The organism is Nonomuraea sp. GTA35 (assembly GCF_041950525.1).
Classification (GTDB): Bacteria; Actinomycetota; Actinomycetes; order Streptosporangiales; family Streptosporangiaceae; genus Nonomuraea.
Genome location: NZ_JBGNUV010000014.1, coordinates 1 through 21,603, shown reverse-complemented (window position 1 = coordinate 21,603; position 21,603 = coordinate 1). Strand labels below are relative to the sequence as shown.

General features: G+C 73.0%; 22 protein-coding genes. 17 read left to right on the top strand and 5 right to left on the bottom strand.

The window, feature by feature from the left end:
* Positions 1-110 precede the first annotated feature (110 nt).
* A complete protein-coding gene (locus tag ACBJ32_RS44735) occupies positions 111-1,148 on the top strand; it encodes a LysR family transcriptional regulator (RefSeq protein WP_375132004.1) in 1,038 nt (345 codons plus the stop codon).
* Here ACBJ32_RS44735 and ACBJ32_RS44730 read toward each other — a convergent pair.
* The 4 genes from ACBJ32_RS44730 to ACBJ32_RS44715 all read right to left on the bottom strand — a co-directional run bounded on the left by ACBJ32_RS44730 (position 1,135) and on the right by ACBJ32_RS44715 (position 5,262).
* Positions 1,135-1,878, bottom strand: a complete 744-nt coding sequence (locus ACBJ32_RS44730; RefSeq protein ID WP_375132003.1) for an SDR family oxidoreductase — start codon at positions 1,876-1,878, stop codon at positions 1,135-1,137. The two genes, ACBJ32_RS44735 and ACBJ32_RS44730, sit on opposite strands and share 14 nt — an antisense overlap.
* Positions 1,879-1,979: 101 nt before the next feature.
* Entirely contained in the window at positions 1,980-2,753 is a 774-nt protein-coding gene (locus ACBJ32_RS44725) for an oxidoreductase (protein WP_375132002.1), read from the bottom strand.
* 219 nt (positions 2,754-2,972) lie between these two features.
* Positions 2,973-3,920 carry a LysR substrate-binding domain-containing protein gene (locus ACBJ32_RS44720; protein WP_375132001.1) on the bottom strand — a complete coding sequence of 316 codons (948 nt, stop codon included), beginning with the start codon at positions 3,918-3,920 and terminating at the stop codon, positions 2,973-2,975.
* A gap of 31 nt (positions 3,921-3,951) precedes the next feature.
* Complete coding sequence (locus tag ACBJ32_RS44715) at positions 3,952-5,262, bottom strand: MFS transporter (RefSeq protein ID WP_375132000.1); 1,311 nt, start codon at positions 5,260-5,262, stop codon at positions 3,952-3,954.
* 173 nt (positions 5,263-5,435) lie between these two features.
* On the opposite strand from ACBJ32_RS44715, the gene ACBJ32_RS44710 reads away from it, so the two are divergent.
* The 12 genes from ACBJ32_RS44710 (at position 5,436) to ACBJ32_RS44655 (ending at position 16,959) form a co-directional block, all read left to right on the top strand.
* Positions 5,436-6,869 carry a 2-hydroxymuconic semialdehyde dehydrogenase gene (locus ACBJ32_RS44710; RefSeq protein WP_375131999.1) on the top strand — a complete coding sequence of 478 codons (1,434 nt, stop codon included), beginning with the start codon at positions 5,436-5,438 and terminating at the stop codon, positions 6,867-6,869.
* 8 nt (positions 6,870-6,877) lie between these two features.
* Positions 6,878-7,681: a 2-keto-4-pentenoate hydratase gene (locus tag ACBJ32_RS44705; protein WP_375131998.1), complete on the top strand. Its 804-nt coding sequence runs from the start codon at positions 6,878-6,880 to the stop codon at positions 7,679-7,681.
* The gene (locus ACBJ32_RS44700) at positions 7,678-8,415 is read left to right on the top strand and encodes a fumarylacetoacetate hydrolase family protein (protein ID WP_357887756.1); all 738 of its coding nucleotides are present in this window, start codon (positions 7,678-7,680) and stop codon (positions 8,413-8,415) included. The genes ACBJ32_RS44705 and ACBJ32_RS44700 overlap by 4 nt, the downstream gene beginning before the upstream one ends.
* The gene (locus ACBJ32_RS44695) at positions 8,412-8,840 is read left to right on the top strand and encodes a RidA family protein (RefSeq protein ID WP_357887759.1); all 429 of its coding nucleotides are present in this window, start codon (positions 8,412-8,414) and stop codon (positions 8,838-8,840) included. Before ACBJ32_RS44700 ends, ACBJ32_RS44695 begins: the two co-directional genes overlap by 4 nt.
* Entirely contained in the window at positions 8,837-9,379 is a 543-nt protein-coding gene (locus tag ACBJ32_RS44690; RefSeq protein WP_375131997.1) for a 3-hydroxyanthranilate 3,4-dioxygenase, read from the top strand. Before ACBJ32_RS44695 ends, ACBJ32_RS44690 begins: the two co-directional genes overlap by 4 nt.
* Positions 9,376-10,359, top strand: a complete 984-nt coding sequence (locus ACBJ32_RS44685) for an amidohydrolase family protein (protein ID WP_375131996.1) — start codon at positions 9,376-9,378, stop codon at positions 10,357-10,359. The genes ACBJ32_RS44690 and ACBJ32_RS44685 overlap by 4 nt, the downstream gene beginning before the upstream one ends.
* Positions 10,356-11,552, top strand: a complete 1,197-nt coding sequence (locus ACBJ32_RS44680; RefSeq protein ID WP_375131994.1) for a carboxylesterase family protein — start codon at positions 10,356-10,358, stop codon at positions 11,550-11,552. The genes ACBJ32_RS44685 and ACBJ32_RS44680 overlap by 4 nt, the downstream gene beginning before the upstream one ends.
* Positions 11,549-12,457, top strand: a complete 909-nt coding sequence (locus tag ACBJ32_RS44675; protein ID WP_375131993.1) for an acetaldehyde dehydrogenase (acetylating) — start codon at positions 11,549-11,551, stop codon at positions 12,455-12,457. The genes ACBJ32_RS44680 and ACBJ32_RS44675 overlap by 4 nt, the downstream gene beginning before the upstream one ends.
* On the top strand, positions 12,454-13,461 hold the full coding sequence (dmpG, locus tag ACBJ32_RS44670) for a 4-hydroxy-2-oxovalerate aldolase (protein WP_375131992.1): 1,008 nt from the start codon (positions 12,454-12,456) through the stop codon (positions 13,459-13,461). Before ACBJ32_RS44675 ends, dmpG begins: the two co-directional genes overlap by 4 nt.
* 371 nt (positions 13,462-13,832) lie before the next feature.
* On the top strand, positions 13,833-14,789 hold the full coding sequence (locus ACBJ32_RS44665; protein WP_375131991.1) for a D-alanine--D-alanine ligase family protein: 957 nt from the start codon (positions 13,833-13,835) through the stop codon (positions 14,787-14,789).
* Complete coding sequence (gene murF, locus ACBJ32_RS44660) at positions 14,786-16,165, top strand: UDP-N-acetylmuramoyl-tripeptide--D-alanyl-D-alanine ligase (protein WP_375131989.1); 1,380 nt, start codon at positions 14,786-14,788, stop codon at positions 16,163-16,165. The genes ACBJ32_RS44665 and murF overlap by 4 nt, the downstream gene beginning before the upstream one ends.
* Positions 16,166-16,266: 101 nt before the next feature.
* Entirely contained in the window at positions 16,267-16,959 is a 693-nt protein-coding gene (locus ACBJ32_RS44655; protein WP_375131988.1) for an aspartate/glutamate racemase family protein, read from the top strand.
* Between the two features lie 30 nt (positions 16,960-16,989).
* On the opposite strand, the gene ACBJ32_RS44650 is transcribed toward ACBJ32_RS44655, so the two are convergent.
* Positions 16,990-17,787, bottom strand: coding sequence for an IclR family transcriptional regulator (locus tag ACBJ32_RS44650; protein WP_357887785.1), 798 nt, complete (start codon positions 17,785-17,787; stop codon positions 16,990-16,992).
* Between the two features lie 125 nt (positions 17,788-17,912).
* Here ACBJ32_RS44650 and ACBJ32_RS44645 point away from each other — a divergent pair, with 125 nt between their 5' ends.
* From ACBJ32_RS44645 to ACBJ32_RS44630, 4 genes are all read left to right on the top strand, one after another.
* The gene (locus ACBJ32_RS44645; RefSeq protein WP_375131987.1) at positions 17,913-19,235 is read left to right on the top strand and encodes an MFS transporter; all 1,323 of its coding nucleotides are present in this window, start codon (positions 17,913-17,915) and stop codon (positions 19,233-19,235) included.
* Entirely contained in the window at positions 19,232-20,167 is a 936-nt protein-coding gene (locus ACBJ32_RS44640; protein WP_375131986.1) for a PDR/VanB family oxidoreductase, read from the top strand. The genes ACBJ32_RS44645 and ACBJ32_RS44640 overlap by 4 nt, the downstream gene beginning before the upstream one ends.
* A gap of 12 nt (positions 20,168-20,179) precedes the next feature.
* Positions 20,180-21,367 (top strand): cytochrome P450, encoded by a 1,188-nt coding sequence (locus tag ACBJ32_RS44635; protein ID WP_375131985.1) that lies wholly within the window; start codon positions 20,180-20,182, stop codon positions 21,365-21,367.
* Positions 21,367-21,603, top strand: a 237-nt coding sequence (locus ACBJ32_RS44630) for an alcohol dehydrogenase catalytic domain-containing protein (protein WP_375131984.1), incomplete at its 3' end; no start/stop codon positions are given. The genes ACBJ32_RS44635 and ACBJ32_RS44630, both read left to right, overlap by 1 nt.

Genomic DNA, 21,603 nt, shown 5'->3' with positions numbered 1-21,603 from the left:
GAGCTGAAGGACGTTCACCTCCGGTCGCGGAACCCGGCCGACGTGAGGGGTTCGGGACACGGTGAAGACGGGGGTGGGCCGCGCTCCGCCCCAGGAGGGGGCGGGAGCCGATGAGCCTTCGCCAGTTCGAGTACGCCCTGGCGGTCGCCGCGGAGGGCTCGGTGACGGCGGCGGCGGAGTTGTTGCACGTCGCCCAGCCGTCGATGTCCCAGCAGATCCGCAACCTGGAGCGCGACCTGGGCGTGACGCTGTTCGCCCGGACGGCGGCCGGACTGGTGCCCACCGCGGTCGGCCGGGCGTTCCTGAAGGAGGCGGAGGTCGCGGTGAGCGCGGCGCGGCGGGCGCGCGCAACGGCGCGGGCCGGTGCGGACGACCTGGTGGGCGAGCTGGTCGTCGCGGCGCAGCTGGGCTTCGGCACCCGGCAGCTCCCGGGTGCGCTGAGCGTGCTGCGGCGCCGCTTCCCGCGGCTGGAGGTCACCGTCTTCGAGGAGTCGAGCTCCGCCGAGCTCGATCGGCTGTGCCGCAGGGGCGCGCTGGGCCTCGCCCTGATGGCGGCGTGCAAGCGGAGCCCCGCGAACGCCCACCGCCTCGGCGAGGAGGAGTTCGTCGTGGTGATGGGCGCCGGGCACCGGGGGCTCGCCGCGGACCGGGTCGAGCTGCGCGAGCTGGAGGGGGAGCCGTGGGTCAGGTTCGACCGCGACAGCGCGCTCGACGGCGTGCTGCTGGAGGCGGCGCGGGACGACGGGCTGACCCCGGCCACGGTCGCCCGCGTGTCCCAGACGGCGACAGCGGTGCGATGGGCCGCACACGGCCTGGGCGTGACGCTCGTCCCGGCCTCCGCGGTGCCCCGCGGTTACGAGCACCTCGCGCGTCCGGTGTTCCCGGCCGTGTCCCAGCCTGTCATCGCCGTGGTCCAGTCCGACTCGGGCCCGGCGGCGACGGCGCTGCTCGAACTCCTGCGTCAGGAGAGCTGGGACAGCTCCGCCTCCTTCCACCGGTCAGGGGCCGGTGAGCCGCACGACGAGGGTGCCGTGGTGAACGCCGGCGAGGGTGCCGTGGTGAACGCCGGCGAACAGCTCGTCCTGAGCGGTGATCGCTCGTTCCGGCGCGCCTTCGACGACGGTGCGGGGCCGCTCAGAGCTGGGTGACCCCGCCGTCCACGGCGAGCTCGACGCCCGCGGTGTACGTCGCGTCGAAGGCGAGGAACGCGGCCGCGGTGGCGATCTCGTCGAGGGTGCCGAAACGCCGCATGGGATTGTCCGCGACGCGCTCCGCCTTGAACCGCGCGGCGGCCTCCTCGCCCATCGAGCGCTCCAGGACCCCCGTGTCGATGGGGCCGGGGCTGATCGCGTTGACGCGGATCGTGCGCGGAAGCAGCTCTCGGGAGAAGCTGCGGGCCATGGAACGCAGCGCCGCCTTGCCGGCCGCGTAGACACTGGTGTCCAGCATGCCGACCCTGCCGGCGACCGAAGTGGTGAGGACGACGCCCGCGCCCGTGCTCAGCAGCGGGGCGAGCTTCTGCACGGTGAAGAAGGCGCCCTTGACGTTGATCGCGAACAGCTCGTCGTAAGCCTCCTCTGTCGTCGACTCGAAAGGCGTGAGCGCGGTGACGCCCGCGTTGACGAACAGGGCGTCGATCGTGCCGAGCTCGACCTTCACCCGCTCTGCCAGGGCGTCCAGGTCGGACAGCGAGGACACGTCGCCGCGGAAGGCCACCGCGTTCTCGCCCAACCGCTCCCGCGCGGCGTCGAGCGTGGCCCGCGAACGGCCGGTGATCACCACGCGGGCTCCGCCGTCCGCCAGGAACTGCGCGATCGCGAGCCCGATGCCGCTGCTGCCGCCGGTGACCACTACATTCTTTTCGCTGTATTTTGCCATTGTGTGATTCCTTCGTCGTTCAAGATGGCAGTCGGGCGGCGCATCCGTTTCTCGCGTTCGATGCACGCCGCCGAATTTCCGGGGGCGAAATGCCGTCGGAGTCAGTTCCTGGGATATTCGCCGCCGTCGACGGAGAAATAGGTGCCGGTGAGCCAGCTCGCCCGGTCGGACACGAGGAACAGCACCGCGTCGGCGATGTCGTCAGGCCGGCCGTCGCGCCCGAGCGGGGGTGTGCCGGTCGCGCCCGATCCCGGGTTGTCGCTCGCCCACCGCTTCCGCGTCTCCTCGCCGCCGGGTGTGGCGGTCCTGCCGGGGCCCAGGGCGTTGACCCGGACCCCGAACGGGGCCAGCTCCGCGGCCAGGGCCCGGCTGTAGCTCTCCAGCCCCGCCTTCGCCGCCTGGTAGTGCGCGAACGCCGGCACCGGCGGGAGGAGCGCGGCCGTGGAGATGTGCACGATCGCCCCCGATCCCCGGTCCCGCATCCCCGGCGCCAGCAGGGAGTTCAGCCGCACCGCCGCCAGGAGGTTGAGCTCCAGCGTGTCCTGCCAGTCGTCGGCGGGGATCGTCATGGCGCCGCCGCCCGCGTTGGCCTGCGCTCCACCCGCGTTGTGGACCAGGATGTCCACCCCGCCGAGCGTCTCCTGCGCGGCCGTGGCCACCGCCTGCGTGCCAGCGTGCGTCCGGATGTCGGCTGTCACGAAGGCGGCCCCCTCCGGCGCCGGGTACGTGGTCGACCTGGCGGTGGCCAGGACCTCGGCACCCGCGTCCAGGAGCCGGCGCACGACGGCCGCTCCGATTCCGCGGGAACCACCTGTGACCAGGGCTCGCTTTCCCTTGAGCCCTCGCGTCTCGGATTCGTTTCCGAACGTGGTCATGCCGCCATTCCTCTCGTATGCGTGGTGATTCGCTCGGCGTGATGAGCCGGCGTGCACACGGCGCGAATGTTGCAACAATCGCGGGTGCACCTCGTCGAGTCGAATTCACGGTACGCCGGGAAAAGCGCGAGAGGCAAAGACGAAATTTCAGCGGCTGCCATAGGGTCTTCCTATGGTGCCCCCCGTGCCGCGAAGACCGTTGTTTCGCGGTGCGGACGGTCAGGCGGGGTCGCCGCCGGCCGTCGCGTCGAGGTGCCGCGCCTGCTGCTGGAGGTGGGACAGCATGGCCTTGCCCGCGGGGGTGAGAGCGCGGGCGCCGGGCAGGGTCACGCCGACCTGGCGGCGCACCGACGGCAGCGGCACGCGCAGTTCGAGGAGCCGGCTGTCGGTCCTGACGAACAACGCGGGCAGCGCGGCGATCATGTCGGTTTCCAGGAGCAGCGACCGGATGGTCAGGATCGAGGTGCACTCGGTGCGGTCGCGCGGCAGCGGCAGGTCGTTGCGGCGGAAGACCTGCTCCAGCTCCTGCCGCAGCGAGGTCTGCTCCAGGGGCAGGATCCACGGGTAGGCCATCAGGTCGGCCAGCGTCTCCGCCTCCCCGACCGGATGTCCCTCGCGGGCCACCAGCAGCACCGGCTCCTCGTAGAGGGGGAGCTGGCGCAGGCCGGGATGGTCCTCGATCGGGTTGAGCCGGCCGAGGATCACGTCGAGGTCGCCGTCGATCAGGCGCGGCACCAGGGAGTCGAACGTGCCCTCCCTGACGATCACGGTGATGCCGGGCCGGTCGGCCTTGAGCGCGGCGATGGAGCGGGGGAGCAGCACGTTCGTGGCGGTGAGCAGCGTGCCCACGGTGACGGTGCCGGCGTCGCCGTCGGCCAGGCCGGCGATGCGCTCGCCCGCGCGGCGCAGCTCGGCCTGCACGGCGCGGGCGTGCTCGATGAACGCCTCGCCGAACAGCGTCGGCGTGACGCCGCGCGGCCCGCGGACGAACAGCTCGACGCCGAGGAGGTGCTCCACCTCCCGCAGCCCGCGCGTGACGGCGGGCTGGGCCAGGTGGAGGTGCTCGGCCGCGCGCAGGACGCTGCCCTGCTCGGCGATGGCGGTGACGAGCACGAGGTGGCGGAGCTTGAGCCGGCCGCTCAGCAGGTCCAGGGGACGAGATATCACCGAATCATCATACGAACGCGACGATGACGCACTATTTTGCTATGTCGGCCGTGGCCGGTCGGTCGCCGAGGCGTTCGGCGTCGTTGCGCGGGATCGCCAGGGCCGCGACCAGGCTGATGGCCGACACCACGGCCAGGTAGGCCGTGATCGACAGGGACGTGCCGGTCGAGGCGAACAGCGACGCGGCCACCAGCGGCGTGATCCCGCCGCCCAGCAGGGACGCGAGCTGGTAGGCCACCGACGTGCCCGAGTACCGGATCGCCACCGGGAAGAAGCTCGCGGTCAGCGTCCCCTGCGGGGCGTGCGTCATGGCCAGCACGGCCCCCATCGCCAGCATGAACACCGCGACGAGCACGGTGTTGCCGGTGTTGACGACCGGCAGGATGGCCAGCGCGCCGGCGAGGAGCACCACCGAGCCCCAGGTGAAGACGGCCCTGAGCCCGAGCCGGTCGCCGAGGTGCGCCCAGATCGGCGCGGTGACCAGCCAGACGGCGGCGCCGCCGATCACGCAGGTCAGCAGGAACGTCCGCGACAGGCCCGCCGCGGACTCGCCGTAGCCGAGGATGTAGACCATGAAAATGTAGGCCAGGGCGCTGTTGCCGATGATCACGCCGATGGTGTGCACCACCTCGCGCCAGTGGTCGCGCAGCACCACCGCGATCGGCAGCTTCACCGGCTTGCGGCGCTCCACGAGGTCGGCGTAGTCGGGGCTCTCCTCGATGCGCAGCCGCAGGTACAGGCCCACCGCCACGAGCACGATGCTGAGCAGGAACGGCACCCGCCAGCCCCACGCCATGAAGCTCTCGTCGCCCAGCAGGGACGAGGTGCCGAGGAAGACGGCGTTGGCGCAGAGCATGCCCGCCGGGGTGCCCATCATCGGGAACGCCCCGAACAGGCCGCGGCGGCCCTTTGGAGCGTGCTCCATCGTCAGGACCACCGCGCCGCCCAGCTCGCCGCCGAGCCCGATGCCCTGGGCGATGCGCATCACCACGAGCAGGACGGCGGCCCACACGCCGATGCTGGAGTACGTCGGCAGCACGCCGATCAGCGTGGTGCCGATCCCCATGATGAGCAGCGATACCACGAGCGTGTTACGCCGCCCGATCCGGTCGCCGAAGTGGCCGAACACGATGCCGCCGAGCGGCCGGGCGAGGAACCCGACGGTCATGGTGCCGAAGGAGGCGATGGAGCCGGCGACCGGGTCCATCGCCGGGAAGAACTGCTTGTTGAAAACGAGGGCGGCGGCCGTGCCGTAGAGGAAGAAGTCGTACCACTCGATGGCGGTGCCGATGAAGGCGGCCCGCGAGACGCGGCGGGCGGCCTGGCGGCGGTCTGTGTCCATCACACCTGTGCCTTCCGATGGGGGTAGGGACGAGGATGCACGCAGGTGGTATGCCAGGACGAATACCGATATGCGCCCTAGATATAGCAGGACCGATATATAACGAAACGAAGATAGCTCGCCTTGATTTAGGTATTGGACTGTTATGGCGGGCGCTCAGCAGAATGGCCGCCATGAAGCCCGCGCACTACGTCAACGGCGTCTTCACGACGGCGGGGACGCCCTTCCCGCTCCGCTCCCCCGTCGACGGACGCCAGCTCGCCGCCGTACCCGAGGCTCCGCGCGAGACCGTGGACGAGGCGGTGCGCGCCGCCCGCGCCGCGATGGACGGCGCCTGGGGCCGGACGAGCACCGAGGAGCGGTGCGCGTTCCTGCGCCGGATCGCCGACGGCATCGAGGCCAGGTTCGAGGAGTTCGTCGCCGCCGAGGTGGCCGACACCGGCAAGCCGCGCGAGCTGGCCAGGACGGTGGACATCCCGCGCGCCGTCGCCAACTTCCGCGCCTACGCCGATCTCGCCTACGGCCGCCCGGAACGCGCGTACCGGACGACCGTCCCCGGCTGGAGCGGCAGCGGCCAGGCGCTCAACTACACCGTGCGCCGCCCCCTCGGCGTGGTCGCCGTCATCTCGCCGTGGAACCTGCCGCTGCTCCTGCTCACCTGGAAGGTCGCGCCCGCGCTAGCCGCCGGCAACGCGGTCGTCGCCAAGCCGTCGGAGGAGACCCCCTCGACCGCGACCCTGCTGGCCGAGGTGATCGACGCGGCCGGGCTGCCGGCGGGCGCGTTCAACCTCGTGCACGGCCACGGCGCCGGAGCGGCGGGGGAGCACCTGACCGCGCACCCGGGCGTGGACGCGATCGCCTTCACCGGCGCGTCCGCCACCGGCAGCGCCATCATGCGCAACGCCGCCGCGCACGTCACCCCGGTCTCGTTCGAGCTGGGCGGCAAGAACGCCGCCCTCGTCTTCGCCGACGCCGACCTGGAGGAGGCCGTCGAGGGCACGCTGCGCTCCAGCTTCACCCACTCGGGCCAGATCTGCCTGTGCACCGAGCGCGTCTACGTCCAGCGGCCCCTCTTCGACGCGTTCGCCGGTGCGCTCGCCCAACGGGCCGCCGAACTGCGCGACTACGGGCCGATGATCTCGGCCGAGCACCGCGACAAGGTGCTGTCGTACTACCGGCTGGCGGTCGAGGAGGGCGCGACGGTGCTGGCCGGGGGCGGCGTTCCGGAGTTCGGCGACGCCCGCGACGGCGGCTACCACGTCGAGCCGACCGTCATCACCGGGCTGCCGCAGAGCGCCAGGACCGTGCGCGAGGAGGTCTTCGGGCCGATCTGCCACGTGGCGCCCTTCGACGAGGAGGACGAGGCCGTCCGACTGGCCAACGACAGCCCGTACGGGCTGGCCGCCACGCTCTGGACCACCGACCTGTCGCGCGCCCACCGCGTCGCGCCCCGCATCGAGGCCGGGATCGTCTGGGTGAACTGCTGGAACCTGCGCGACCTGCGCACCCCCTTCGGCGGCGTCAAGGCCTCCGGCATCGGCCGCGAGGGCGGCGAGTACTCGCTCGACTTCTTCTCCGAGCCCGTGAACGTGTGCGTCAAGATTTGAGGACCCCAGTGACTTCCGTTTCAGACGACCATCGCGCCGCCGCCGCGCGGCTGCTCGCCGCGTACGCGTCCGGCCGGCCGTGCGAGCCGGTCCGCGACCTGGTCGACGGCCTGGAGGCGGCCTACGCCGTGCAGAGCCTGCTCACCGAGCGGTGGCTCGGCGAGGGCCGGCGGCTCACCGGCCGCAAGATCGGCCTGACCAGCAAGGCCGTCCAGGAGCAGCTCGGCGTCCGCTCGCCCGACTTCGGCGCGCTGTTCGCCGACATGGCCGTGCCCGACGGCGCGGAGATCCCCGCCGGGGCCGTGCTCCAGCCGCGCGCCGAGGCCGAGGTCGCGCTCGTGCTGGAGCGCGACCTGCCGCACGAGCGGCACACCGTCGCCGACGTGATCGCCGCGACCGCGTTCGCGCTGCCCGCCATCGAGGTGGTCGGCAGCCGCATCCGCGACTGGGACATCACGCTGGCCGACACCGTCGCCGACAACGCCTCGTCCGGCCTGTACGTGCTCGGCACCCGCCCGGTCCTGCTGCGTGAGGTGGACCTGCGGATGGCCGGGATGGTCATCGAGCGGCGCGGCGAGCAGGTCTCGACCGGCGTCGGGGCGGCCTGCCTCGGCCACCCGCTGCACGCCGCCGTCTGGCTGGCCGACACGCTGGCCGCCCTCGGCCGGCCGCTCCGGGCCGGCGACACGGTGCTGACCGGGGCGCTCGGCCCCGTCGTCCCGGTACGGCCGGGCGACGTGCTGGAGGCCCGCATCGACGGGCTCGGAGACGTACGCGCGGCCTTCGCCGCCGCGGAAGGGGGAACCACGTGAACGCGCTGGCCGAACTCCTCGACGAGGCAGCCCTGGCGGGCCGCGCCATCCCGCGCCTGACCGACACGGCCGACCTCGACGTGCCCGCCGCCTACCAGGTGCAGCGCGCCACCATCGAGCGGCGGCTGGCCCGCGGCGAGCGGATCATCGGCGTCAAGATGGGCTTCACCAGCCGCGCCAAGATGCTCCAGATGGGCGTGGACGACGTCATCTGGGGCCTGCTCACCGACGCCATGCTCGTCCAGAACGACCTCGACACCGCCGGCCTCATCCACCCGCGGATCGAGCCGGAGATCGCGTTCCTGCTGGAGCGGCCCGTACGCACCCCGGCAGACGCCGCGGCGGCCGTCGGCGGCGTCGCCGTCGGCTACGAGGTGCTCGACTCCCGCTACCAGGGCTTCAGCTTCACCCTGCCCGACGTCATCGCCGACAACGCCTCGGCCAGCGGCTTCGGCCACGGCCCCTGGCGCCGCCCGCGCGACGTCGCCAACCTCGGCCTGGTCATGGAGATCGACGGCCGCCCCGTGGCGAGCGGCTCGTCGGCCGCCATCCTCGGCGACCCGCTCCGCTCCCTGACCGCGGCCGCCCGGCTGGCCTCCGCCGCCGGCATCGAGCTCCAGCCCGGCTGGGTCGTGCTCGCGGGCGCGGCCACCGCCGCCGTCCCGCTGCCCGCCGGCGCGCACGTACGCATCGCCGCCGCCGGGCTCGGCCACGTGGAGGTGACCACCCGATGACCGACGACGCTCTGCTGGTCGAGGGCAAGGCCCGCCCTCGTGGCCGCTTCCCGCACGTCAGGCGGGCCGGCGAGTTCGTGTTCGTCTCCGGCACCAGCTCACGCCGCCCCGACGGCACCTTCGCCGGGGCCCGCGCCGACGAGCTGGGCACCACCAGCCTCGACATCCGCGAGCAGACCCGGGCCGTCATCGAGAACCTCGCCGACCTGCTCGCCGCCGCCGGAGGCAGCCTGGCCGACGTGGTCAGCGTGACCACGTACCTGGTCAACATGAACGACTTCGGCGGCTACAACGAGGTCTACGGCGAGTTCTTCGACGAGAGCGGCCCCGCCCGCACCACGGTCGCCGTCCACCAGCTTCCCCACCCGCACCTGCTCATCGAGATCTCCTGCATCGCCCACCTACCGCAAAGGAGCCGGCCATGATGCCCCCCTTCAACCTCCAGAAGTGGATCGACGAGCACCAGGACTTGCTCAAGCCGCCGGTCGGCAACGCGCAGATCTGGAAGGACGCCGATCTCATGGTCACCGTCGTGGGCGGGCCCAACCAGCGGACCGACTTTCACGACGACCCCATCGAGGAGTTCTTCTACCAGCTCAAGGGCGGCATGGTGCTGAGGGTGATGGAGGAGGAGGGCAAGCCGCCCGTGGACCTCCAGATCAGGGAGGGCGGCGTCTTCCTGCTGCCGCCGCACGTCCGGCACTCGCCGCAGCGGCCGGTGCCCGGCTCGATCGGCCTGGTCGTCGAGTTCGCCCGGCCGCAGGGCGACCTGGACGCCTTCGAGTGGTACTGCGTGAACTGCCACCGGCTCGTCCACCGGGCCGAGGTGCAGCTCGAGTCGATCGTGGACGACCTGCCGCCGGTCTTCCGCGCCTTCCACGAGGGCGAGCGCACCTGTCCGCACTGCGGCGCCGAGCACCCCGGCAAGGACTGGCCTGACCACCTGCGGCCGGTGGTCCGGTGACGGTGATCGACGTCCACGCGCACGTCTTCCCGCGGATCTCCCGCGAGGAGGCCAGGATGCTCGCCGGAGCGGGGGAGCCCTGGCTGCGCGACGGCATGATGATGAGCGGCGAGGACGACTACCGCCCTGTCACGCCGGAGCTGTGGGACGCCGGGGCCCGCGTGGCCGCCATGGACAGGCTCGGCGTGGACGTGCAGGCGGTCTCCTCGACGCCGCTGCTGTTCGGCTACGCCGCCGGCGCGGCCCGCGCGGCCGAGTGGTGCGCCATGGTCAACGACCGGGTCCTGGCCTACTGCGCGCAGGCCCCCGACCGGCTGCTGCCGCTGTGCCAGGTGCCGCTGCAGGACGCGGGCCTGGCCGCCCAGACCGTCAGCGAGGCCAAGGCGGCCGGGCACCGCGGCGTGCACATCGGCAACCACGTCGGCCCGCGCAACCTGGACGACCCGGACATCGTGGCGTTCCTCGCCCACTGCGCCGACGAGGACATGCCGGTGCTCGTGCACCCCTGGGACATGCTGGGCGCCGAGCGCATGTCCGGCCACATGCTGCCGTGGCTGGTCGGCATGGCCGCCGAGACGCAGCTGGGCATCCTGTCGCTGATGCTCTCCGGCGCGTTCGAGCGGCTCCCGTCGTCGTTGCGGCTGTGCTTCTGCCACGGCGGGGGCAGCTTCGCCTACCTGCTCGGCCGGGCCGACAACGCCTGGCACAACCGCGACATCGTACGGGCGCACTCGCCCCGGCCGCCGTCGGCGTACACCGACCGCTTCTACGTCGACTCGGCCGTGTTCGACCCGCGCGCCCTGCGGCTGCTGGTCGAGGTGATGGGCGCCGAGCGGGTCATGCTGGGCACCGACTTCCCGTTCCCGCTCGGCGAGCAGGAGCCGGGCTCGGTCGTACGGGCCTGCCCCGAGCTGGACGACGCCGCCCGCGCGGCCATCCTCGGCGGCAACGCCGCGGCCTTCTTCGGGCCGGCGCGATGACGCTCGCCCGCACGCCCCTGGGAACGCTGCGCGGCCTGGCCGCCGGCGGGGCGCTGGCGTTCAAGGGCGTGCGGTACGCCGCGCCCGCCCGGCGCCTGAGCCCACCGGAGCCCGCCCGGCCGTGGGACGGCGTCAGGGACGCCGTCACGCCCGGCCCGCCAGCGCCGCAGCGGCCGGGCCGCATGGCCTGGGTGCCCGGCCTGGAGCTCGACCCCGCCACGTCCGGCGAGGACTGCCTGTACCTCAACGTCTGGACACCCTCCTGCGAGGGCAGCAGGCCGGTGCTGGTGTTCCTGCACGGCGGCGCTTTCGTGTTCGGCTCCGGCACCCAGGCGATGTACGACGGCACCGCCCTGGCCCGCGACCACGGCCTCGTCGTGGTGACCGTCAACTACCGGCTCGGCCTGCCCGGCCTCTGGTACGGCGACGGCGTGCCCGCCAACCTGGCGCTGCGCGACCAGATCGCCGCCCTGAACTGGGTACGCGGCAACGTGGCGGCGTTCGGCGGCGACCCCGCCCGGGTCACCCTGGCCGGCCACTCCGCGGGCGGCACCTGCGTGCTGGCCCTCATGACCTGCGCCCCCGGCCTGTTCGCCAGGGCCGCGGCCATGAGCCCCGTACCGTACGGCTTCCTCACCCCCGGCCAGGCCCGCGCCTGGACGGGGACGGCCGTCGCGGCGCTCGGCGGCAGGGACCCGTTCGAGGTGCCGCTCGCGGACCTGCTGGCCGCCGAGGCCGCGGCCATCACCGCCCGCGCCGAAGCCACGGCCGGCGGCCTGCTGCCCGTGGCGCCCGTCGTGGACGGCGACCTGCTGGCCGTCCACCCCGTGGACGCCATCCGCGCGGGCGCCGCCGCGCCGGTGCCGCTCCTGGTGACGACGACCGCAGAGGAGACCCGGCTGTTCACCGCCATCGGGCAGGACGGCCTGGACACCCAGGCGATCTTCGACGGCCCCGCCGACGAGATCGTCACGGCCCACCGCGCCCCCGCCCGGCATCTGGTCTGCCGGCACCGCTCGCCGATGAGCCACGGCGGGATCGCGCTGGGCGCGTGCCACCTCGTGGACGTGCCCCTCTACTTCGGCACCCACGGCACCCCCCTCACAGGCGCCGGCCCCGAGGTGGCGGAGACGGCGCGGTCCATGAGCAACGAGCTCGCCCGGTTCTGCCGCGGCGGGGAGGCGGAGGAATGAGCAGAGCCAAGGTCGCGATCATCGGGTCGGGCAACATCGGCACCGACCTGATGATCAAGGGGATCAGGACGTCGAGGACGCTGGAGGTCGCCGCGATGGCGGGCATCGACCCGGCCTCCGACGGCCTGGCCAGGGCCCGCCGGCTCGGCGTGGAGACGACCAGCGACGGAGTCGAGGGCCTGATCGCGCTGCCCTGCTTCGAGGAGGTCGCGGTGGTGCTCGACGCCACCTCGGCCGGCGCCCACCGGCACAACGACGCCGCGCTGCGCCCGTACGGCAAGCAGGTGGTCGACCTGACCCCCGCCGCCATCGGCCCGTACGTCGTGCCCGCCGTCAACCTCGACGACCACCTGGCCCTGCCGAACGTCAACATGGTGACGTGCGGCGGGCAGGCCACCGTGCCGATCGTGGCCGCCGTCTCCCGGGTCGCCCCTGTCCACTACGCCGAGATCGTCGCCTCGATCGCCTCGAAGTCGGCGGGCCCCGGCACCCGCGCCAACATCGACGAGTTCACCGAGACCACCGCCCGCGCCCTGGAGGAGGTCGGCGGCGCGCGCCGCGGCAAGGCCATCATCGTGCTCAACCCGGCCGAGCCGCCCGTGTTCATGCGGGACACCGTGTACTGCCTGGCGGGGGAGTGCGACGAGGCGGCCGTCGCCGCGTCGGTGAAGGAGATGGTCGAGCAGGTCGCCGCGTACGTGCCGGGATACCGGCTCAAGCAGGAGGTGCAGTTCCGGCCGGTCCGGGCGGGGGACCCGCTGGCGGACCTGGGGCAGCCGGGCGTGCTCGTCTCGGTGTTCCTCGAGGTCGAGAGCGCCGCACACTACCTTCCGGCCTATGCCGGCAATCTCGACATCATGACATCGGCGGCGCTGCGTGTCGCGGAGAGGATGGCCGCCCGATGAGGCTCTACGTGCAGGACGTGACGTTGCGCGACGGCATGCACGCCATCAGGCACCGCTACACGGCCGCCCAGGTGGCGGAGATCGCCGCCGCGCTCGACCGGGCAGGCGTCGCCGCCGTCGAGGTCGCGCACGGCGACGGCCTCGCGGGCGGCAGCGTCAACTACGGCCCCGGGGCCTGCACCGACGACGAATGGATCGAGGCCGCGGCGTCCGCCATGTCGTCGGCGGTGCTCACCACGCTGCTGCTGCCCGGCATCGGCACCGTCGCCGACCTGCGCCGCGCCCACGCGCTCGGCGTGCGCTCGGTGCGCGTGGCGACCCACTGCACCGAGGCCGACATCGCCGCGCAGCACATCGGCGTGGCCAGGGAACTGGGCATGGACGTGGCCGGCTTCCTGATGATGTCGCACATGGCGCCCCCCGCGGAGCTGGCCCGGCAGGCCAAGCTCATGGAGTCGTACGGCGCCCACTGCGTGTACGTCACCGACTCCGGCGGCGGCCTCACCATGGACGGCATGCGCCAGCGCGTCCGCGCGTACCGCGACGCGCTCGACCCCGGCACGGAGATCGGCGTGCACGCCCACCACAACCTCGGGCTCGGCGTGGCGAACTCGGTGGTCGCCGTCGAGAACGGCGTCACCCGCGTGGACGCCTCGCTGGCCGGCATGGGCGCCGGGGCGGGCAACTGCCCGCTGGAGGCGTTCGTCGCGGTCGCCGACCTGATGGGATGGGAGCACGGCTGCGACCTGTTCGCGCTGATGGACGCGGCCGACGACCTGATCAGGCCGCTGCAGGGCCGGCCCGTGCAGGTGGACAGGGAGACGCTCACGCTCGGCTACGCCGGGGTGTACTCCAGCTTCCTGCGGCACGCCGAGGACGCCGCGGGCCGCTACGGCCTCGACACGCGGACGCTGCTCGTCGAGGCGGGGCGGCGGGGCATGGTGGGCGGCCAGGAGGACATGCTCGTCGACATCGCCCTCGACCTGTCCTCACGGGACGGCTGAGCGGGGCGCCGGAGACCTCCCCCGACGGGCGCTCCGGCCGCCATCGGGCCTCCATCCAGACGGTGCCGTCGCTGGTCAAGGCTTCGACGAGCACGCCCGGAACGGGGCGATGGGCCGGACCTTCGCCGCCCCTGACCTGGCCCGCACCACGGCCGAGATCCATCAGGCGGTCGATACAGCGCGATCTGCGCGACAGAGCCCGCACATCGCCGGGGAGGGAGCCGACGGCGGTCCGGTGCGGCCGTGACACAACCATGACACGGCGCTGACGAGCCGGGGACACGGCGGGCCGACAGTGGATGGGTCCACCGGCGCCCGTTCCCAGCGATGGGGCGGGCCGTCTCCGTGCCACCGAGGAAGGCTGATCGATCGTGACTGGACGCTTGCGCGTGGCTGTGCTGGCGGGAGGGCCGTCCGCCGAGCACGAGGTGTCGCTGCAGTCGGCGCAGGCTGTGCTGGATGCCCTGCCGAGGGATCTGTACGAGCCGGTCCCCGTGATCATCGACCGGCAGGGCAGGTGGCCGGTGGAGCTGCGCCGCGATCTGGTGGACGTGGTCTTCCCCGTGCTGCACGGGCCGTTCGGCGAGGACGGCGTCCTCCAGGGGCACCTGGAGGCGCTGGGCCTGCCGTACGTGGGATGCGGCGTGCTGGCCTCGGCCGTGGCGATGGACAAGGTCGCGATGCGGAGGGCGTTCCTGGCGGAGGACATCCCGGTCACCCCGCATGTGTGGTTCACCGAGCACGAATGGCGCAACACCACCGACCACTGGGCTCCGGTGAAGTCGCTGGACTGGCCGATGTACGTCAAACCGGCCAACATGGGTTCCTCCATCGGCATCTCACGTGTCACCTCCATCGAGGAGCTGCGCGCCGGGGTGGATCTGGCGCTGGCCTACGACCGGGTGGTCGTCGTCGAGCAGGGCGTGTCCGCGCGCGAGGTCATCTGCGGCGTGCTCGGCGGCCATGACACGCCGGACGCCTCGGTCCCGGGCGAGCTCATCGTGTCCGGCGAGTGGCTCGACTACGAGGCCAAGTACCTCAGCCACGCCGAGATCGCCACCATCCCCGCCGTGCTGCCGGAACGGGTGGCCGACGACGTGCGGGAGCTGGCCCTGCGCGCCTTCCGGGCGATCGGCGGCTACGGCCTGGCCCGTGTCGACTTCTTCTACGAGGAGGGCACGGGACGCCTGTACGTGGGGGAGATCAACACCATGCCCGGCTTCACCTCGCGTTCCGTCTACGCGCGGGCCTGGGCGGCGAGCGGTGTCCCGTACCCGGACCTGCTGCGCCGCCTCATCGACCTGGCGCTCGCCAGGAGCGGCTCGTGATCCCCATGACGCTGGCCGAGATCGCGCAGGTGCTCGGCGCCGGCCTGCACGACGTGCCGGACCCGCGGGCGATGGTGACGGCGCCCGCGGCGGTCGACTCCCGCGAGGTGCCGCCCGGCGGCCTGTTCGCCGCGACGGCCGGCGCCAACGTCGACGGTCACGACTACGCGGTGGGTGCGGTCGCGGGCGGCGCCGCCGCCGTGCTGGCCTCGCGGCCCGTCGGCGTGCCCGCCCTCGTGGTCGAGGACGTCCAGACCGCGCTCGGCCTGCTGGCCAGGCACCTGCTCGGACGCATCCGCCCGACGGTGATCGGGCTGACCGGCTCCGTGGGCAAGACCACGACCAAGGACCTGCTGGCCCAGGTGCTCGAACGGCACGGGCCGACGGTCGCCACCGACCGCTCGTTCAACAACGAGCTCGGGCTGCCGCTCACCGTGCTGCGTGCCGACGCCGCCACCCGGTACCTGGTGCTGGAGATGGGCGCGAGCAGGAAGGGCGACCTGACGTACCTGACCGGCCTCGCACCGCCCCGCGTCGGGCTGGTGCTCAACGTCGGCAGCGCACACGTGGAGCGGATGGGAGGCGGCCTGGCCGACGTCGCCGAGGCCAAGGGCGAGCTGGTCGAGGCGCTTCCGGCGGACGGATTCGCGCTGCTCAACGCCGACGACCCGTACGTCATGGGCATGGCCGGCCGCACCAAGGCCCCGATCCTGCTGTACGGCAGGTCGCCGGAGGCGCCGGTGCGAGCCGAGAACGTGCGGATGGACGATCGGGCACGAGCCGGGTTCGAGCTGGTGACGCCCTCCGGCCGCGCCCCGGTCGAGCTGGACCTCATCGGCGAGCACCAGGTGAGCAACGCCCTGGCCGCGGCCGCCGTCGCCACCGCTCTCGGCCTGGGCGTCGCCGAGATCGCCGGAGGGCTGAACGCCGCGCGGCGGCGCTCCGCGGGCCGCCTGGAGATCGTCGAACGCGGTGACGGCATCACCATCGTCAACGACGCCTACAACGCCAACCCCGAATCCATGCGGGCCGGGCTGCGGGCGGCGAAGGCCCTGGCCGGCGACCGCCGCACCGTCGCCGTGCTCGGCGCGATGGGGCAGCAGGCGCACGCCTCGCGCGCCCGGCACGCGGAGGTGGGCCGGCTCGTCGCCGGCCTCCGCTTCGACGTGCTGATCGCGGTCGGCGCCGGGGATCCGCTCGTGATGGCGGAGGCGGCGGCGTCCTCGGGGCAGGGCGTGGCCGTCCACACCGCCGGGGACGTGGCCGGAGCCGTCAGGCTGGCCACCGAGCTTGTCGAACCGGGAGACGTGGTGTTCGTCAAGGCCTCCAGCGAGGTCGGGCTCGGCGCCTGCGCCCGCGCGCTGGCCGGCGCCTGACGGCCGGCGCCTCGCCGCAGGGCCAGTCGAATCGGCACGGCCGCGCCGGTGACGGCACCGTCACCGGCGCGGTCGGCACCCAACCATCGAAACGGAGTTCCATGCGCGCCATCGGCCTGATCGGCGGGTTGAGCTGGGAATCGACGGTGATCTACTACCAGATCATCAACCAGCGGGTACGCGAACGGCTCGGCGGCAGCCATTCCGCCAACAGTCTCATCTGGTCGGTCGACTACACGACCGTCGAGGACCTCATCTTCGCCGACCGCTGGGACGAGGTGAGCACGTTGCTGACCGGCGCGGGCAGGAAACTGGAGGACCTCGGCGCCGAGGTCCTGCTCATCTGCAGCAACACCTTCAGCCGGGTGAGCGACGACGTGGCGCGGGCCGCGAGCGTGCCCGTGCTGCACATCGCCGACGCCGTGGGCGCGGAGGTCCGCTCCAGGGGGATGCGCAAGGTCGGCCTGCTGGGCACCCGGTTCACCATGGAGCAGCCCTTCTACCGGGACCGGCTGGCCGCACACGGCCTCGACGTGGTCGTCCCGCGACGTGAGCAGCGGGAACTGGTCCACCGCGTGATCTTCGACGAGCTGGTGCGCGGGGTGCTCAGGGAACCGTCCAGGGACGCCTACGCCCGGATCGTCGCCGACCTCGCGGGCGAGGGCGCCGAAGGCGTCATCCTCGGCTGCACGGAGATCGAGCTGCTGATCAGCGAGAAGGACACCGCCATCCCGGTGCTGCCGAGCGCCCGGCTGCACGCGGAGGCGGCGGCCGGCTTCGCGCTGGCCGACTGACACCCTCGCAAGCAGGCATGGGTGAGCGGGCTAGCCATCCCGCTCCGGATCGCCGGCCTCCGCCGCCGCCGGCCGCCCCGGCTGCTGCCCTTCGAGGGCCCGCTCAAGGGCCAGGCCGGTGAGTTGCAGCGGGCGGACCAGCGGCCAGGCGTGCTCGTCGTTGGGCACCACCAGGCCGAGGGCGGCCACCACGTGCCCGGCCATCCGGACGGGCACGGAGATGCCCGTGGCGTCCGGGTGAATATGGCCGGGACAGAAGGCGAACCCGTTGCGCCGCACCTCGGCGAGCGCCGCGCGCAGCGTCCTGCCGTCGGTGATCGTGTGCGGCGTGTACGCCTGCAACGGCCGGCGCAGCACCCGCTCCCGCAGCTCGGCGGGAGCGTGCGCGAGCAGGACCAGGCCGCCGGAGGAGGCGTGCAGCGGCAGCCGGCCGCCGATCTGGGTGACGGTGACCACCGCGCCTGGCGCGATCAGGCGTTCGACGAACAGCACCTCCTCGCCGTCGAGGATGCCGAGCTGCACCGAGTGCCCGACCACGTGGTGCAGGTCGCCCATGAACTGCATCGCGGTCTCGCGCAGCCTGCGCACCGGCGAGGCACGCTGGGCCAGCTCCCACAGCCGGTTGCCGATCCGTACCCGGCGCTGCTCGTCGCGGGCCAGCAGCCCGTGCCGGGTCAGCTCGTCCACCAGCCGGACGGTGGTGGCCAGCGGCAGCGCGGCCCGGCGGCTGATCTGGCTGACGGTCAGCACCGGCTCTGACGGGTTGAACGCCTCGAGGATGCGCACGGCGCGCGTCAGGACGGACTCGCCGCTGGATGACCTGGCCATGAGTCACATCATCGCTGGTCAGGACGCTTCGCGGGGGAACTCGTCCATTGAATGGATCCGTCGTGGAAAGACGCGGGTAACCAGCTCATCATCAACATCTAACCACCCCCCGAAAGGCCGGTTAGATGTCTGTTCATCCCCCGGAGCTGCGTGCCCGCATCGATGACGCTCCCATGACGCGCCTGCAGTGGTCGGCGATCGCCGTGTGCGTCCTGCTCAACGTCCTGGACGGTTTCGACGTCCTGGTCATGTCCTTCACGGCCGCCGCCGTGTCCGCCGAGTGGTCCCTGTCGGGCTCGCAACTGGGCCTGCTGCTCAGCGCGGGCCTGGTCGGCATGGCCCTCGGCTCGCTGTTCCTGGCGCCGCTGGCCGACCGCATCGGCCGCCGCGCCCTGATCCTGGCCTGCCTGGTGATCGCGGCGGGCGGCATGCTGCTGTCGGCCGCCGCCCGGGACGCCGTGCAGCTCGGGCTGCTGCGCGTGCTGACGGGCGTCGGCATCGGCGGCATCCTGGCCAGCAGCAACGTCATCGCCGCCGAGTACGCCAACGCGCGCTGGCGCGGCCTGGCCGTCAGCCTGAACTCCACCGGGTACGCCATCGGCGCCACGGCGGGCGGCATCGTCGCGGTCGCGCTGCAGAGCTCGTCCGGCTGGCGGTCGGTGTTCGCCTTCGGCGGCGTCGCCACCGCCCTGCTCATCGGCGCGGTGCTGTGGCGGCTGCCCGAATCGCTGGACTTCCTGCTCACCCAGCGCTCGCCGCGCGCGCTCGGCCGGCTCAACACCGCGCTGGCCGCGATGAGGCTGCCCGCGCTGGACTCGATGCCCGACCCGGAGCCCGTCACGAGCAGGCCGAAGCCGCGCCTGGCGCAGATCCTGTCCCCGCTCCGGCGCCGCAACACGCTGCTGGTCTGGGCCGGGTTCTTCACGGTCATGTTCGCCTTCTACTTCGTCACGAGCTGGACGCCGAAGCTGCTGGTCGAAGCGGGGATGTCGGCCACCCAGGGCGTCACGGGGGGAGTGCTGCTGAACCTCGGCGGCATCTTCGGCACCACGCTGCTGGGCCTGCTGGCCGCCCGCCTCCCGCTGCAGCGCGTGCTGCTCGGCTACACCCTGGCCACCGCGGTGCTGCTGGCCTGCTTCGTCTCGCTCACCTCGCAGTTCGCGCTGGTGCTCGCGCTGGGCGCGCTGATCGGGCTGTTCGTCAACGGCTGCGTCGCCGGCCTGTACGCGCTGACCCCGTCCCTCTACCCGGCGCAGGTGCGGGCGACGGGCGTCGGCTGGGGCATCGGCGTCGGCCGCGTCGGCGCTATCGTCTCCCCGCTGGCCGCAGGCTGGCTGCTGGACGCCGGGTGGCCGCCAGGGCGGCTGTTCCTGCTGGCCGCGGCCGTCCTCGTGGCCGGCGGGCTGGCCGTGCACGCCTTCCGCCTCACGACCCGGGAGCACGCATGATCTCCAGGCTGGACCTGCGGGTCGCCGCCAAGGCTCCGGTCGCCGACGGCGTGGTCGCCCTGACCCTGGCACATCCGGGCGGGCGGCGGCTGCCCGACTGGACGCCCGGCGCGCACCTCGACCTGATCCTGCCGGGCGGCCTGACCCGCCAGTACTCGCTGTGCGGTGACCGGTGGGACCCGCACACCTACCGCATCGGGGTGCTGCGGGAGCCGGACGGCCGGGGCGGCTCGGCCTACGTCCACGACACGCTGGCCGAAGGCGACACGGTGGCGATCGGCGGGCCGCGCAACAACTTCCCGCTCGCCCCGTCGGAGCGGTACCTGTTCATCGCGGGCGGCATCGGCATCACCCCGCTGCTGCCCATGATCTACCAGGCCGAGCTGCTCGGCGCTGATTGGCGGCTGCTCTACGGCGGCCGGACGCGCGCCTCGATGGCGTTCCTCGACGAGCTGGCCAGCTACGGCTCCCGCGTCGAGCTCGTCCCGCAGGACGAGCGCGGCCTGCTCGACCTGCCCGCCGAGCTCCCGCCCGACACGAAGGTGTACTGCTGCGGCCCGGCAGGCCTGCTGGACGCCATGGAGCGGCGCGCCGCCGGCTGGCCCGCCGGGATGCTCCGCACGGAACACTTCGTCGCCAAGGACCTCGGCGCGCCGGCCCGTGGCGAGCCGTTCGAGGTGGAGCTGCGCCGCACGGGCAGGACGCTGACCGTGACCCGCGGCCAGTCCGTCCTCCAGGCCATCAACGACGCGGGCGTGAACGTGCTGTCCTCCTGCCGCCAGGGGCTCTGCGGCACCTGCGAGACCACCGTGCTGGCCGGCGAGGTGGACCATCGCGACGCGCTGCTCGACGACGCCGAGCGGGCGGCCGGCGACTGCATGTTCGTCTGCGTCTCCCGCGCCCGCTCCGACCGCCTCGTCCTCGACCTGTAGAAGGAGCACCCCATGTTCGTCCTGGACGCCGACCCCTTCGCGCCCCAGACGCTGGAAGATCCCGAGCCGCTGCACCACGCGTTGCTGGCGGCCGGGCCCGTCGTCCACCTGACCCGCTACGACGTCTACGGCCTGGCCCGGTACGAGCAGGTGCACGCCGCGCTGACCGACTGGCAGTCCTTCCCCTCGGGTGCGGGGGTGGGGCTCAGCGACTTCCGCAAGGAGAAGCCGTGGCGGCCGCCCAGCCTGCTGCTGGAGGCCGACCCGCCCCGCCACGACGCGCCGCGTGCCGTCCTGGTCAAGATCCTCGGCCCGCGGGCGCTGCGCAGGCTCCGCGACCGCTGGTTCGCCGAGGCCGAAGACCTGGTGGACAAGGTGCTGGCCGAGCCGGAGTTCGACGCCGTCCCCGCGCTCGCGCAGGCGTTCCCGCTGCGGGTCTTCCCCGACGCGGTCGGCCTCCCGCCGGACGGGCGGGAGCACCTGCTGCCGTACGGCGATCACGCCTTCAACGCCTTCGGCCCGGTCAACGACCTGGTGGCGAAGGGGCAGCCGCGGGTGGCCGAGCTGTCGGCCTGGGTCAACGCCCAGTGCCGCCGCGAGGCGCTGTCGCCGGACGGCTTCGGGGCGCAGATCTGGGCGGCGGCCGATCACGGCGACCTCACCCCCGAGCAGGCCCCGCTCGTCGTCCGCTCGCTGCTGACCGCCGGCGTCGACACCACCGTGCACGGCCTGGCCGCCGCCCTGTACGCCTTCGCCACCCACCCCACCCAGTGGCGGCGCCTGCGCGAGCAGCCCGGCCTGGCCCGGGTGGCCTTCGACGAGGCGGTGCGCTGGCAGTCCCCGGTGCAGACCTTCTTCCGCACCGCCGACCGCGACGTCACCATCGGCGGCACCGTCATCCCCGAGGGCCGCAAGATCCTCATGTTCCTCGGCGCGGCCAACCACGACCCGCGCCGCTGGCACGACCCGTACGCCTTCGACCTGTTCCGTGACCCCTCCGGCCACGTCGGCTTCGGCATGGGCCTGCACCAGTGCGTCGGCCAGCACGTCGCCCGCCTGGAGGCCGAAGCCCTGCTGACCGCGCTCGCCCGCCGGGTCGAGCGCCTCGAACTCGCCGGGACGCCCCGGCGGCACCACAACAACACCCTGCGCGCGTGGGAGTCCCTGCCCGTCCGCGTCCACCTGGAGAAGAGCGCCTGATGACCTACGAAGTCCAAGCCGTGATCGCCCGGGGCAAGGGCGAGCCGGTATCCGTCGAGACCGTTCTCGTCCCGCAGCCCGGCCCCGGCGAGGCGGTGGTGAACGTGCGGGCCTGCGGCGTGTGCCACACCGACCTGCACTATCGGGAGGGCGGGATCAGCGACGACTACCCGTTCCTGCTGGGACACGAGGCGGCGGGCACCGTGGAGGCGGTCGGTGACGGGGTCACCGGCCTG